Raw genomic sequence first — 12,733 nt, 5'->3', positions numbered from 1 at the left:
ATGCGGGAGACCGGCCGGGACATGAAGGTCAAGTACAAGGAGACGGCCCGCGGCGGACTCGCGGTCAACGTCATCGAATGCTGAACCGGCGCGGGGATTCGACCGGGTTTGCTCGCGTTCCGCAGCCCCGACTGGGTTCCCTGAACGGCATGGGTGGCGTGAAGATCTCCACCAGCGGTCCGCTGCGCGAGTGGAGCGTGCTGTGCGACCTTGTGGGGCGTCATTGCTGCAGCAGCGATTCGGAGCGAGTTCATGCTTGAGCGTGCCGGGAGTGCGGCATTCGACTACGACATGCACGGCGGGACCGCGCTGACCAGGGTCCAGTGGTACTTCCTCGACCGTGCGCGCCTGCCCGTGGCGGTCCAGCTGTGGGAGTTGCCGCCAGGCGGCGCGGAGGGCATGCACGCCCATCGCGAGGATGAACCGCTCGAAGAGCTCTACCTTGTCGTCGAGGGCACAGCCACGATGCGCGTCGACGAGCAGACCCACGTGCTCGGGCCGGGGGACGCGGTGCTCGCTCCCGTCGGATCCGATCACGACCTGCGCAACACGGGCGGGACGGTGCTCAAGGTCGTGGTGGTCTGGGGGCGTCCGGCCGAGGCCGACTGGTCGAACTTCGGCACTGCCAGGGCGTCCCGCCAGGCGCGGGCCCGATCTGATCGAGACGAAGCCTGAACGCCTGAGACAGCCTGCTCAGCGCAAGCTGCAACGAGCTGATCCGGGTTCGCTGTTCGCGCGGCCGCGGCTCGCTTTCCTGTCGATCGAGACGATTATGTCAGTGGCAACTGAAATTAACCTTGGGTAGACCGCAGGCGGGGTGTCCCGTTGATCCGTGCGGATCAACGGGACACCGGTGCGATCACGTGTAGGGGCAGAGGTAGGCGACCGTGTCGGTGATGCGCACGGTGAAGGACTCGTTGCCCTCGATCTGGAAGGAATCGCCTTCGCCGAAGGTCTTCCACTGGTCGGAGCCGGGCAGCTTCACGTCCCCGTCCTGTTCGGCGGCGTCGCCCCCTACGCGGCGACTTGGCTGATCGCGCAGACCGACAACTCGCATGCCCCGGCCTTCTTCCTCGTTGCGGTAGCAGCTCTGTCCCTCATCGGCGTCCTGCTCGCGAACGAAACCGCCCGAAAGCCCCTACCGGAGGATCGGGCGTCCTAGCTCAGGTCACCCGATGCGGGCGCGCAGCAGGATTCAAACCCCTTGCTGCGCGCCCACGTTCGTACTAGAAGAACGTTCCTGGTTAAGGACACCGGTGCTGCAGATCGCGACCGATCAAGTGGCGCACGTGCTTGGTTGTCCGGTGTCGTGGGCTGGTCCGGCCGAGGACGAGCACCTGGTCATGGGTGTGCATCACGGTCTCGAGTCCGGAGCGGCGAGCAGCTGACGGCGCTTCGCCGATGGCGAGCGTTCCGGCGCTGGGGTCAGGAGTGCAGGGCGCCGTCGAAGACGGTGTCCAGCAGGATCTCGATCTCGTGCCAGAAGTCGAAGCTGGGCGGATCGTGGGAGATCCACCGGTAGAGCACCGAGAAGTAACCGACTGCGAGCAGGCGTCCGACGTGTTCGGGGTCGGCGCCTGGTCGCAGCTTCCCGGCGTCGGCGGAGTTTCCGATGACGTCGGCGAGTGCGTGTCCGAGCGCGGGGTCGACGATCAGGTTCGTCGCGCGCAGCCCGGGAAGCAGCAGGGCCATGGCCTCGGCGCGGGATTCCTCGTTGGTGGTCACGAGCTCGGCGAAGAACATCCGCAGCTGCTCCTTCGCGTTCGCGGTGCCCGACACGCTTTCGGCGAGGACGCGTGCGGCGCGTTGGCGGCGGCGGAGCGTCCACTCCTCCAGGAAGGCCGCCTTGCGCGGGTAGTGGTTGAAGACCGTGGCCCTCGCGACGTCGGCGCGCTCCGCGATGTCGTCCATCGTCGTGCTGTCGTAGCCCTGGTCGACGAAGAGCTCGATGGCGGCGCGGAAGACGTGGTCTCGCCGTTGTTCCCGCTTGCGGGCCTGGCGGCTCTGCCCGGCAGGTGGCACCTGCTCGCCCGGTTCGGCATTCATCTCGGCACTGCGCATTCGATCCCCACGTCGGCTTGAAATCTTGACACCCTCCAGTCGCCAACCCTATGGTGCGAAAAAACTTGGATCCAAGTCCAATAATGTACTCGAGTTCATGCTACTGGCTGCGTCCGCGCGCGACGTCCACGTCAGAACCAGCCGCACGACACCTCGGCCCGGCCGCTGGCCGGCGACGGGGGGTGATCGCGGAGGAAGGGACTTCATGAGCAGCTCGACGTACGACAAGGGCCTGCACGACCTCGGGAACGGCTGCTACGCGTGGATGCTGCCCGACGGCAGCTGGGGGTGGAGCAATTCCGGGCTGATCACCGGTTCCGGTACCTCGCTCATGGTCGACACGCTCTTCGACCTCGCGCTCACCCGCGAAATGCTCGACGGCATCGCGCCGGTGCTCGGGCAGCACCCGCTCGGCACGCTGGTCAACACGCACTCCGACGGCGACCACGTCTTCGGCAACGAGCTCGTCGCCGCACGAGGTGTGGAGATCGTGGCGTCCGCGGCTGCCGCGGAGCTGATGACGCAGGAGGCCGTGGAGCAGCTCGCCGGGATCAAGAAGGTGGCCGGGCCGACCGGTGACTTCGCGCGGCACATCTTCGCACCGTTCGACTTCGAGGGGATCACCGCTACCGGGCCGGACCGGACGTTCGAGGGCGAGCTGGGCCTCGACGTCGGTGGCCGGGAGGTGCGGCTGATCCAGGTCGGCCCGGCGCACACCCCGGGCGACGCGCTCGTGCACGTCCCGGACGCGAAGCTGCTGTACGCGGGCGACATCCTGTTCGTCGGCGGCACGCCGATCGCGTGGGCCGGGCCGATCGGCCGGTGGATCAACGCGCTCGACCGCATCCTCGACATGGACGTCACGACGATCGTGCCGGGGCACGGGCCGGTGTCCGGGAAGGCCGAGGTGTCGGCCATGCGCGAGTACCTCGTGTTCGTCGAAGCCGAGGCGCGCAAGCGGTTCGAGGACGGGCTCGACGTCGACGCGGCGATCGCGTCCATCGACCTGGGCGAGTACGGCGAGCTGCCGGAGCACGGCAGGCTCGCGCAGAACGTCATCAACGTCTACCAGCAGCTCAACCCGGACATGCCGCGCGAGGAACGGCTCCTCGTGCTCGGCCGAATCGCCGCGCTCGAGGGCTTCCCCGCGCTCGACGCCACTGCGGGAGGGAACGACTGATGCGTTTCGTCACCTACGCCTCGCCGGCCGGCGGAGACCGCGTCGGCTTGGTCGTCGACGACCAGGTGCTGGGCCTGGAGCCAGGCGTGACGCTGCTCGACCTGCTCGACGCCGACGACCTCGCCGCTGCGGGGGCGCGGGCCGCAACAGCGCCGAGCGAGACGTTGCCGCTCGAAGGCCTCACGCTGCGCGCCCCGCTGCAGCCCCGGTCGATCCGCGACTGCACCGGATTCCTCCAGCACCTGCGCAACTGCCAGGGCGCTGCCGACATCCCGGTCGACGAGCGGCACAACCAGTTCCCGGCGTTCTACTTCTCCAACGTGGCCGCCGTGATCGGCCCGCACGACGACGTGGCGATCTCGCCGGGCAGCGAGAAGTTCGACTACGAGCTGGAGATCGCGGCGGTCATCGGCCGGGCGGGCTCGAACATCCCGCTCGACCGGGCCGAGTCGCACATCGCGGGGTACCTGCTGCTGTGCGACTGGAGCGCCCGCGACCTGCAGATCAACGAAATGGCGATGCAGCTGGGGCCGGCCAAGGGGAAGGACGGGGCGAACACGTTGGGACCGATGCTCGTCACGCCGGACGAGATCGAGTCCTTCCGCAGCCGCAACGCGTTCGACCTCGGCATGACCGGGTACGTCAACGACGAGTTGGTGAGCGAGGGCCGCTGGGACTCGATCGACTGGGGCTTCCCCGACATGATCACCTACACGTCGCGCGGCACCACGCTGCGGCCCGGTGATGTCATCGGCTCCGGCACGGTGCCGAGCGGATGCCTGTTCGAGCACTTCGCGATGAACCCGGACGAGTTCAGGGGCTGGCTGCAGCCCGGGGACCTGGTGCGGCTGGTCGTCGAGCAGCTGGGCGAGATCCGCCATCGCGTGATCGAGGGGGAGAAGCCGCAACCGCTGAGCTCGGGCTTCTGAGAACGTCGGTGAGGGCGAGCCCCGTGTTCTGCTCCTCGATAACCATCCTTTGTGGACCGCGCGGCGGCTCGAGCGGCCGCGCGCGCGAATCCTGCCAGGATCAACTGCGGATCCGGTCTGCAGAACTCGGCTTCAAGAGTTTCTGGATGCGGGTTAGGGGTGCTTCAATCAGGTGGTGACTGCCAACAGCCAATCTCCGAAGGTCGTGACCAGTTGCCGGGTGATCGCCGCCAGTGCGGAGCGGATCTTCGAACTGATCGCCGATCCGGCACGACAGCCGCGGTGGGATGGCAATGACAATCTCGCCGAAGCTCCCGAAGGGCAGCGTGTGAGCGCCGTGGGAGAGGCGTTCACCGTGAAGCTCACCCAGGGCAGCGTCCGCGAGAACCGCGTGGTGGAGTTCGAAGAGGGACGTCGCATCGCCTGGCTACCGTCCGAACCGGGCAAGCAGCCGCCCGGGCACCTCTGGCGGTGGGAGCTCGAACCGACCGCCGATGGCCGCACCCAGGTCTGCCACACCTACGACTGGTCCCGCTTGACCGACGAGAACCGCCTGCCCCGCGCCCGCGCCACAACTGAGGACAAGCTCCGGGCTTCCCTGGACAGGCTCGCCGAACTCGCAGAGTCCTAATCGACCACGAAGTCCGGCCGGACTACCGAAACCTGCTGGGACACGACCTCGAACTGCTGGGCGTCCAGTGGGTGCGTGGCGGCGGAACATCGCGAATTCCCTGCGGCGCGATGACCCTCGCACGCGGTGACGCTGCGGTGGGGCCAGCGCCGTCAGAGAGTTCGGTGGCCCAGGGCGGCGGAGATTCGCTGGGCGGCGCGGCTGACCACTTTGACCAGGCCGCGCATTCGGGCTGCGGGCATGTACGGGCGGGTGGCTGACACGCTGATCGCGCCCACCAGGGTTCCGGTGGCGTCGCGGATCGGGGCGGCTACGCAGCGGATGCCGGGCTCGTTGTCCTCCATGTCCATGGTCACCTGCGACGTCGCGTACTCGCGCATCCGGGCGGTGAACGTCTCGATGTCGTCGTTGGCCAGCGCGGGCTCCACCGAGGTCTCGGTTTCGTAGAGCTGTTCCCACTCCTGCGGCGAGTCCAGCAGCAGGGCCATGCCGACGCCGGTGCGGGTGAGCGGCATCCGGTGCCCGATCCGCGAGCGCATCTCCGCACCTCGGGAACCGGGCAGCTTGTCGAGGTAGAGCACCGACGAGCCGTCACGCACCGCCAGGTGGACGGTGTCCTGCAGCTGCTCCGACAGCTCTTCGAGGACCGGCCGGGCCACCACCGGCAGCGGGTTGCCGTGCAGCGCCTGGAAACCGAGTTCGATGAGCGTCGGACCGAGCACGTAGCCGTCCCGCCCGGATCGCAGGTACCCCTCGCGGACCAGCAGCTGCACCAGGCGGTGCGCGGTGCTGCGGCCCAGGCCGGTCCGCTCGACGAGGGTGCGCAGATCGGTGGCGCCGTCGGCCACTGCGCGCACTATCGCAAGCCCTCTGGCCAGGGTCTGGGTGCCCGGGGGAGCAGCGGAATCCTCGGTGACCATGACCCCGATCCTACATATGGGGACGGTGTTCGCATTATCGGGAAAAATCTCGCACAGTTCCGCCCATGACCGACGCCAGCCGCCTCCCGGGCCTGATAGCACTCGACTGGGGAACCTCCGCGCAGCGCGCCTGGCTGCTCGACCGCGTCGGCCGGATCATCGACGTCCGCCGCCCTGAGCAGGGCCTGCTCGCCACCACGGAGGGCATCGACGTCCGCGACGGCCATGCGCGGGAACTCGCGTACGAGGCGGCGTTCTGGTCGGCCTGCGGTGACTGGGTCACCGCGCACCCGGACGTGCCGGTGATCGCCTGCGGCATGGTCGGCAGCGCCCAGGGCTGGGCTGACGCCGGCTACCGCACCGTTCCCGCCGACCTGCGCTTCGGAGCCGACGCGCTCGTGCGGGTGCGGCACCGTCGAGGAGTCGTCCACCTCGTGCCCGGTTTGCGGGTTCCGTCCGCCGCGGACGTGCCCGGCGACGTGATCCGAGGTGAGGAAGCGCAGATCATCGGTGCGCTCGAGGCGCTGGACGAGCCCACCGGAGTGGTCACCCTGGTCCTGCCCGGCACGCACAGCAAGTGGGTGAGGGTCGACAACGGCAAGGTGCTCTCCTTCGTCACCGCGATGTCCGGCGAGCTGTTCGGCCTGTTGACCGCCGATGGGATCCTCGCCCGCACGGCCGTCGAACCACGTCGCGACGACGAGGCGTTCGCCCGCGGGCTGGCCGCCGGGCGCTCGCGCGGTCTGACGGCCGAGCTCTTCGGCGCCCGTCCGCTCGTGCTCGACGGCCTCCTGGATCCGGCGTCGGTGCACGACTACGTCTCGGGCGTGCTCATCGCCCACGAGGTCGCGCACCAGTTGCCGACCACCGACCCGGGCCGGGTGCTGCTGTGCGGAACCGAGGACCTGTGCCGCCGCTACGAGCGCGCATTGGCCGCGCACGGCGTCGTCCCGACCGTGTTGACCGAGGACGTCGCGGCGCGCGGGCTTTGGCGGATCGCGTGCGCGACCGGACTCCACCACCCCGAAGCACAGGAGCAGCAATGGCAGTGAACGGCAGCGGACTCGTCGCGATCTTGCGCGGCATCACGCCGGGCGAAGTGCTCGCCATCGGCGAGGTGCTCGTCGAGGCAGGCATCGACGCCATCGAGGTGCCGCTGAACTCGCCGGACCCGTTCACCTCGGTCGAGCGGCTGGCCGGATCCTTGGGCGAGAGCTGCTCGGTGGGGGTCGGCACGGTGGTCGACATCGCGGACGTGCCGCGAGCCCACGCCGCGGGTGCGCGGATCGTCGTCGCGCCCAACACCGATCCCGAGGTCATCGCCGCGGTGGTGGAGGCGGGCATGAGGCCGTACCCCGGGGTTGCGACGCCGACCGAGGCGTTCGCCGCTGTCGCAGCCGGCGCGCGGCACCTGAAGTTGTTCCCCGCCGACGCGGTCGGGATGGCGGGGATGAAGGCGTGGCGGGCGGTCCTGCCACCGGACGTCGAACTGCTGCCGGTCGGCGGGGTCGACGAGACCAACCTCGCCGCTTGGGCGGCGGCCGGAGCGGGCGGAGCCGGGCTCGGCTCCTCGCTCTACCGGCCAGGGGACACCCCCGCACAGGTCGGTGCCCGGGCGGTCGCGATGCGGCACGCCTGGGCGGGTGCCACCCGCTGAGTCGGCACCGGCAGCACTAGAAGAAGGAAAACGCACCAGATGAAGATCACGTCAATGACGACATACCAGGTGCCGCCGCGCTGGCTGTTCCTGAAGATCGAGACCGACGAAGGCGTCGTCGGGTGGGGCGAGCCGGTCCTGGAAGGGCGCGCCGACGCGGTGGCCGCCACCGTCGACGAGCTCTCCGACTACCTCGTCGGCCAGGACCCGTCCCGGATCGAGGACCTCTGGACGGTGCTCTACCGGGGCGGTTTCTACCGGGGTGGCGGCATCCACATGAGCGCGCTCGCCGGGATCGACCAGGCGCTGTGGGACATCCGGGGGAAGACGCTCGGGGTGCCGGTGCACGACCTGCTCGGCGGCCGGGTGCGCGACCGGATCAAGGTCTACTCCTGGATCGGCGGCGACCGCCCGGCCGAGACCGCCCAGGCCGCCCGGGCCGTGGTCGACCGCGGCTTCACCGCGGTCAAGATGAACGGCACCGAGGAGCTGCAGTACCTCGACAGCTGGGCCAAGGTCGACCAGTGCGTGGCCAACGTCGCCGCGGTGCGCGAGGCGGTCGGACCCGACGTCGGCATCGGTGTCGACTTCCACGGCCGGGTGCACCGGCCGATGGCCAAGGTGCTGCTGCGCGAGCTGGAGCCCTACCGGTTGATGTTCGTCGAGGAGCCGGTGCTGTCCGAGCACCTGGATGGCTTCGCCGACGTGCTGCGGGGCTCGCCGATCCCGATCGCGCTGGGGGAGCGGCTGTACTCGCGGTGGGACTTCAAGTCGGTGCTGGCCTCCGGCGCGGTGGACATCGTCCAGCCCGATCCTTCGCACTGCGGCGGGATCACCGAGGCCCGCAAGATCGCGCACATGGCCGAGGCTTACGACGTGGCGCTGGCGCTGCACTGCCCGCTCGGTCCGATCGCGCTGGCCGCCTGCCTGCAGATCGACGCGGGCTGCTACAACGCCACGATCCAGGAGCAGAGCCTGGGCATCCACTACAACACCTCCAACGACCTGCTCGACTACCTGGCCGATCCGGCGGTGTTCACCTACGACGCCGGGCAGGTCGCGATCCCGACCGGCCCGGGGCTGGGCATCGAGATCAACGAGGAGTACGTGGCCGAGCGCGCAGCCGAAGGCCACCGCTGGCGCAATCCGGTCTGGCGGCACGCCGACGGTTCCGTGGCGGAGTGGTGAGCCGGATGACCGACACCGCATCGACCGCGGCGGCGCGGGCCTCGGGCACCGCCTCCCGCGCCCGCGTGCTCATCGCCGTGCTCTTGTTCGGCACGGTCGTGATCAACTACTTGGACCGCTCGAACCTGTCGATCGCGCTGCCGGCCATCGCCGAGGAGCTGGAGCTTTCCAAGGCGCAGCAGGGGTTGCTGCTCTCGGCGTTCGGCTGGACCTACGCGGCGATGCAGATCCCCGGTGGCTGGCTGGTGGACCGGATCCGGCCGCGAGTGCTCTACCCGCTGTGCCTGGTGCTGTGGTCGTTGGCGACGCTGTTCATGGGCATGGTCGGCGGGTTCGTCGCGCTGATCGTGCTGCGGTTGCTGGTCGGCGCGTGCGAGGCGCCGGCGTATCCGATCAACAGCCGGGTCGCCACGGTGTGGTTCCCGGAGCGGGAACGCGGCACCGCCATCGGCTTCTACACCTCTGGGCAGTTCATCGGCCTGGCGCTGCTGACGCCGGTGCTGTCCTGGTTGCAGTCGGCGGTGTCGTGGCACTGGGTCTTCATCCTCACCGGCCTGGTCGGGATCGTGTGGGGCGCGGTGTGGTACCTCGGCTACCGGGAACCGCGCGAGTCGCGGGCCAACGCCGCCGAGGTCGAGCTGATCCGCTCCGGCGGCGGCCTGGTCGATCTGGTCGACGAGCAGCCGCGGCGGGCCCGGATCACCCGCGGCGACCTCGCCACGGTGCTCGGGCGCAGGAAGCTGTGGGGCATCTACCTCGGCCAGTTCTGCCTGACCTCGACGCTGTGGTTCTTCCTCACCTGGTTCCCCACCTACCTGGTGGACTACCGCGGCATGGACTACATCAAGTCCGGGTTCCTGGCTTCGCTGCCGTTCGTGGCCGCGCTGGTCGGCGTGCTGACTTCCGGTGTGGTGTCGGACTTCCTGCTGCGGCGGGGCGCGTCGCTGGGCCTGGCGCGCAAGGCGCCGATCATCATCGGACTGCTGCTGAGCACGCTGATGGTGGGGGCGAACTTCACCGACTCGACGGCGCTGGTGATCGTGTTCCTGTCCGTGGCCTTCTTCGGCAACGGGCTCGCCTCGATCACCTGGTCGCTGGTCTCGGCGCTGGCACCGGAGCGGCTGCTCGGGCTCACCGGCGGGATGTTCAACTTCATCGGCAACCTGTCGTCGATCGCGACGCCGATCGTGATCGGTTTCCTGGTCACGGAGGACAGCTTCGCCCCGGCCTTCGGCTACATGACGGCGGTGACGGTGGCCGGGATCCTGTCCTACGTCCTGCTGGTCGGCCGAGTTGAACGGGTCGCCGAGCGCTGACCGAAATCCGGGGCTCCGTTGCGCGGAGCCCCGGAAAGGCGCCGGAAGACGACGCTTTCGCCGCAAGCTTCCCGCCACCCGCCGTATCCTTTCCAGCAATTCCACACTGGACGATCAGTCATGACGGTTCTGGTGGGCGAGTCCGCACCGAAACACGCCGCCCTGGTGGTTACCGTGATCGTGACCAGGAATCCCGAGACTGCGGCGTCGGCGATTCGTGTCCCCTTTATCCCCGCGGCGGAGGGGCCGTGCGCGATTCGTCGAGGAGCGGTCGTGCAGCCGACCTCTTGATCGCCGCGATGGTCGGCGGGACGACATCGCGGGCGTCTGTGCGGTGCACCAGCCACGTGTTCATCGCGAGTTCGAGGTCCTCGATCGGCCTCCAGACCCAGCCGTCGAGCTGAGTGCGTGCTGTGTGGGAGCCGACCAGGACAGCATCTACCTGGGCTGCTTCGGCGCATGCGCGTGCGTGTTCGACGAAGCGAGCGAAGATCCATTCGGGTTCGATCCCGGCCGACCCGGCCGCAGCGAGCACGCCGTCCTGCTGGGTGGGGATCTGCTCACGCGAGTGCACCAGAATCCGCAGCCGGTCGAGATCGACCAAGCGGTACTGCTGCGCGCTGGCGAGCGGGTGGTCAGGCCGGATCGCGACGCCGAGGGGCTCGCTGCCGATCAGGATCGACCTGGTCTCCGCCGGGGGTAGCTGGTGCACCACCGCCACGTCGAGCCTGCCCTGCGTCAACAGCCGCAGCTGCTCGGTGCTACCGGCTTCGACGAACCGCACCGACGCGCTCGGCACTTCTGAGAGCAGTCGGCGGGAGACCTCGACGGTCCACTTCTGCGGCAGTCCCGGCGGCAGGCCGATGTGCACGAGCTCGCGCTGCGGTGACTCCGCGCGCACGACCTCGCCCGTCGAGTCGGCGAGGGCCAGGACTTGCCTGACGTGGGCGACGAATGTCCGACCAGACGGAGTCACCGTGGCACCGGTGGAACTGCGGTCGAAGAGCTTGACGTCGAGCTCGGCTTCGATGGCGCGGATCTGCCGGCTCAGCGCGGGCTGTGCGATGTGCAGCGCTTCTGCTGCGCGGCTGAACGACCCGTGGCGGGCAACTGCCAGGACGTATCGCATGTGACGCAGTTCCACGGGAACGAGTATCGCACCGGCGGCCATACCCAGGAGGCATAGCCGGGGTGTCTCAGCTGGTCTTGGACAGGGGTGGGTCTTGCGGCATTCACTTCTGGGCATGGTTGACATCGAGGAGAGGCGACCGTGAACCCGATCAGTGCCTGTTCGATCATGTTCTTCGACCGGACCCCCGACGAGGCGATCGCGTTGGCGGTCGAGACGGGGCTGGCCGGTATCGAATGGCGGGTGTCCGACGACGGGCCTGGAGCTGGAACCGACGTTTTCACCGACAACCGGTGCACCATCGGATTCGCCGAGGTCGCGGCGCTTGCAGATCGGTGCCGCCGGAGCGGTGTGGAGGTCGTCGGGCTGGACACCTATGTCGAATGCGGTGATCTGACCGCGGCTCGGCGGGCGGCAGCCGCGGCTGCCGAGGCGGGAGTGCCGTGGTTCCGGTTCCGGGCCCCGTGGCGTGACGGAATGCCGTGGGGCGAGCACGCGGACCGTGCGCGCAGGTTCGTCGGCGATCTGCAGGAGATCGTTTCCGGCTTTGAAGTTCGAGCTCTGCTCGAGCTGCACCAGCGTTCGATATGCCCGAGCGCATCGCTGGCGCAGCGGATCGTCGCCGGCGCTGACCCCGCACTCGTAGGAGTGATCTACGATGCCGGAAACCTGCTGGTCGAGGGGTATGAAGACCACGGCACTGCGGTGGAGTTACTCGGGGAGCACTTGGCCCACGTGCACGTCAAGAACGCCCGCTGGGTACCCGCGGAAGCGGGGAAGCCTTGGGAACTGCGCTGGTCTCGCATGGACGACGGCGTGCTCGACGTCGGCTCCCTCCGGACGGCGCTGCACCGTGGCGGCTACGACGGCTGGCTGTCCCTCGAAGACTTCACCGCTGATCTGCCGCCCGAGGCTGCTCTGAAGGTCGGTCTGCAAGTCCTGCATGCTGCGGAGCCCGCGGTGGTGAACCCGTGACCGGCGGCCGGGTCGCCCTCGTCACGGGCGGGGCCGGGGCCCTGGGGGCCGCGATCGGCGAACACCTGACCGGGCAAGCCGAGGTGGTGCTGCTCGCCGACCGGGACCTCGACGGTGCGAAGGAGCGCTGCGCGAACCTGACGGGCATCGAGGCCTGCTACCTCGATGTCGCCGACGAGACGTCGGTCCAGGCCCTCGTCGAGATGGTCGAACAGCGCTTCGGACGGCTCGACGTGATCGTCAACAACGCCGCCGTCACCGCACCCCGCGGCATGGAGGCTCTTCGCCGTGACGACTGGGAACGCGTGATGGCCGTGAACGTCTGGGGACCGACAGCGCTGTGCCGCCAGGCCGTTCCCCTGTGGAGCTCAACGCGAACGGGTGGACGGGTCGTGAACATCACTTCCCGGACTTGGTTGTCGGGCGGGCCGATCGCCTACACGAGCTCGAAAGCCGCAGTTGTCGGCCTCACCCGCTCCCTGGCACTCGAACTGGCCCCGCTCGGGGTCACGGCCAACGCGGTCGCGCCCAGCATGGTGGCCACTCCCTTCACTCGAGCCAACCGCAGTGAGGAGGAGTACGCAGCTTTCGAAGCCAAGCACCTCGCGATGACTCCGATGCAGCGTTTCGCAACTCCGGAGGACATCGCGCACGCCGTCGGCTACCTCGCCTCCGAGGCGGCCGGCTTCGTGACCGGCGAGGTCCTGCACGTCTGCGGCGGCGCCCAACTGGCCCCATCGCCCTGAT

Annotated in this window: 14 protein-coding genes; 10 read left to right on the top strand and 4 right to left on the bottom strand. The window is 68.9% G+C overall.

Annotated elements, in window-relative coordinates; translation table 11 throughout:
- Positions 1–252: 252 nt before the first annotated feature.
- Complete coding sequence (locus tag ABTZ89_RS00460) at positions 253–675, top strand: cupin domain-containing protein (RefSeq protein WP_351038526.1); 423 nt, start codon at positions 253–255, stop codon at positions 673–675.
- Between the two features lie 184 nt (positions 676–859).
- On the opposite strand, the gene ABTZ89_RS00455 is transcribed toward ABTZ89_RS00460, so the two are convergent.
- Both ABTZ89_RS00455 and ABTZ89_RS00450 read right to left on the bottom strand, forming a co-directional pair.
- Positions 860–1,057: a pyrimidine/purine nucleoside phosphorylase gene (locus ABTZ89_RS00455; protein WP_351038524.1), complete on the bottom strand. Its 198-nt coding sequence runs from the start codon at positions 1,055–1,057 to the stop codon at positions 860–862.
- Positions 1,058–1,425: 368 nt separating this feature from the next.
- On the bottom strand, positions 1,426–2,046 hold the full coding sequence (locus ABTZ89_RS00450) for a TetR/AcrR family transcriptional regulator (protein WP_351038522.1): 621 nt from the start codon (positions 2,044–2,046) through the stop codon (positions 1,426–1,428).
- Positions 2,047–2,266: 220 nt separating this feature from the next.
- On the opposite strand from ABTZ89_RS00450, the gene ABTZ89_RS00445 reads away from it, so the two are divergent.
- The 3 genes from ABTZ89_RS00445 (at position 2,267) to ABTZ89_RS00435 (ending at position 4,801) form a co-directional block, all read left to right on the top strand.
- The gene (locus ABTZ89_RS00445) at positions 2,267–3,241 is read left to right on the top strand and encodes an MBL fold metallo-hydrolase (RefSeq protein WP_351038520.1); all 975 of its coding nucleotides are present in this window, start codon (positions 2,267–2,269) and stop codon (positions 3,239–3,241) included.
- Positions 3,241–4,170, top strand: coding sequence for a fumarylacetoacetate hydrolase family protein (locus ABTZ89_RS00440; RefSeq protein ID WP_351038518.1), 930 nt, complete (start codon positions 3,241–3,243; stop codon positions 4,168–4,170). Before ABTZ89_RS00445 ends, ABTZ89_RS00440 begins: the two co-directional genes overlap by 1 nt.
- Positions 4,171–4,345: 175 nt before the next feature.
- On the top strand, positions 4,346–4,801 hold the full coding sequence (locus ABTZ89_RS00435) for an SRPBCC family protein (protein WP_351038517.1): 456 nt from the start codon (positions 4,346–4,348) through the stop codon (positions 4,799–4,801).
- A gap of 152 nt (positions 4,802–4,953) precedes the next feature.
- On the opposite strand, the gene ABTZ89_RS00430 is transcribed toward ABTZ89_RS00435, so the two are convergent.
- Positions 4,954–5,721, bottom strand: a complete 768-nt coding sequence (locus ABTZ89_RS00430) for an IclR family transcriptional regulator (RefSeq protein ID WP_351038515.1) — start codon at positions 5,719–5,721, stop codon at positions 4,954–4,956.
- A gap of 65 nt (positions 5,722–5,786) precedes the next feature.
- Between ABTZ89_RS00430 and ABTZ89_RS00425 the strand changes: the two genes are divergently transcribed.
- The 4 genes from ABTZ89_RS00425 to ABTZ89_RS00410 are packed head-to-tail and all read left to right on the top strand — an operon-like array spanning position 5,787 to position 9,882.
- Entirely contained in the window at positions 5,787–6,773 is a 987-nt protein-coding gene (locus tag ABTZ89_RS00425) for a 2-dehydro-3-deoxygalactonokinase (RefSeq protein ID WP_351038513.1), read from the top strand.
- On the top strand, positions 6,764–7,378 hold the full coding sequence (locus ABTZ89_RS00420) for a 2-dehydro-3-deoxy-6-phosphogalactonate aldolase (protein WP_351038511.1): 615 nt from the start codon (positions 6,764–6,766) through the stop codon (positions 7,376–7,378). The genes ABTZ89_RS00425 and ABTZ89_RS00420 overlap by 10 nt, the downstream gene beginning before the upstream one ends.
- A 39-nt stretch (positions 7,379–7,417) precedes the next feature.
- Complete coding sequence (gene dgoD, locus ABTZ89_RS00415; RefSeq protein ID WP_351038509.1) at positions 7,418–8,566, top strand: galactonate dehydratase; 1,149 nt, start codon at positions 7,418–7,420, stop codon at positions 8,564–8,566.
- Between the two features lie 5 nt (positions 8,567–8,571).
- Positions 8,572–9,882, top strand: a complete 1,311-nt coding sequence (locus tag ABTZ89_RS00410) for an MFS transporter (protein WP_270948061.1) — start codon at positions 8,572–8,574, stop codon at positions 9,880–9,882.
- Between the two features lie 226 nt (positions 9,883–10,108).
- On the opposite strand, the gene ABTZ89_RS00405 is transcribed toward ABTZ89_RS00410, so the two are convergent.
- Complete coding sequence (locus tag ABTZ89_RS00405) at positions 10,109–11,026, bottom strand: LysR family transcriptional regulator (protein ID WP_351038506.1); 918 nt, start codon at positions 11,024–11,026, stop codon at positions 10,109–10,111.
- 126 nt (positions 11,027–11,152) lie between these two features.
- On the opposite strand from ABTZ89_RS00405, the gene ABTZ89_RS00400 reads away from it, so the two are divergent.
- Positions 11,153–11,986: a sugar phosphate isomerase/epimerase family protein gene (locus tag ABTZ89_RS00400; RefSeq protein ID WP_351038504.1), complete on the top strand. Its 834-nt coding sequence runs from the start codon at positions 11,153–11,155 to the stop codon at positions 11,984–11,986.
- Positions 11,983–12,732 carry an SDR family NAD(P)-dependent oxidoreductase gene (locus tag ABTZ89_RS00395; protein ID WP_351038502.1) on the top strand — a complete coding sequence of 250 codons (750 nt, stop codon included), beginning with the start codon at positions 11,983–11,985 and terminating at the stop codon, positions 12,730–12,732. Before ABTZ89_RS00400 ends, ABTZ89_RS00395 begins: the two co-directional genes overlap by 4 nt.
- The last annotated feature ends 1 nt before the right edge of the window (position 12,733 follow it).

This window comes from Saccharopolyspora sp. NPDC002686 (genome assembly GCF_040295745.1).
GTDB classification, from domain to species: domain Bacteria; phylum Actinomycetota; class Actinomycetes; order Mycobacteriales; family Pseudonocardiaceae; genus Saccharopolyspora; species Saccharopolyspora oryzae.
This window is presented reverse-complemented; position numbering and strand designations above follow the sequence as displayed.

Bases quoted from the DNA above. Each gene is read 5' to 3' on its own strand.
- ABTZ89_RS00460 (WP_351038526.1), top strand. From the start codon at position 253: ATGCTTGAGCGTGCCGGGAGTGCGGCATTCGACTACGACATGCACGGC.
- ABTZ89_RS00455 (WP_351038524.1), bottom strand. From the start codon at position 1,057: ATGCGAGTTGTCGGTCTGCGCGATCAGCCAAGTCGCCGCGTAGGGGGC.
- ABTZ89_RS00450 (WP_351038522.1), bottom strand. From the start codon at position 2,046: ATGAATGCCGAACCGGGCGAGCAGGTGCCACCTGCCGGGCAGAGCCGC.
- ABTZ89_RS00445 (WP_351038520.1), top strand. From the start codon at position 2,267: ATGAGCAGCTCGACGTACGACAAGGGCCTGCACGACCTCGGGAACGGC.
- ABTZ89_RS00440 (WP_351038518.1), top strand. From the start codon at position 3,241: ATGCGTTTCGTCACCTACGCCTCGCCGGCCGGCGGAGACCGCGTCGGC.
- ABTZ89_RS00430 (WP_351038515.1), bottom strand. From the start codon at position 5,721: ATGGTCACCGAGGATTCCGCTGCTCCCCCGGGCACCCAGACCCTGGCC.
- ABTZ89_RS00425 (WP_351038513.1), top strand. From the start codon at position 5,787: ATGACCGACGCCAGCCGCCTCCCGGGCCTGATAGCACTCGACTGGGGA.
- ABTZ89_RS00420 (WP_351038511.1), top strand. From the start codon at position 6,764: ATGGCAGTGAACGGCAGCGGACTCGTCGCGATCTTGCGCGGCATCACG.
- dgoD (WP_351038509.1), top strand. From the start codon at position 7,418: ATGAAGATCACGTCAATGACGACATACCAGGTGCCGCCGCGCTGGCTG.
- ABTZ89_RS00410 (WP_270948061.1), top strand. From the start codon at position 8,572: ATGACCGACACCGCATCGACCGCGGCGGCGCGGGCCTCGGGCACCGCC.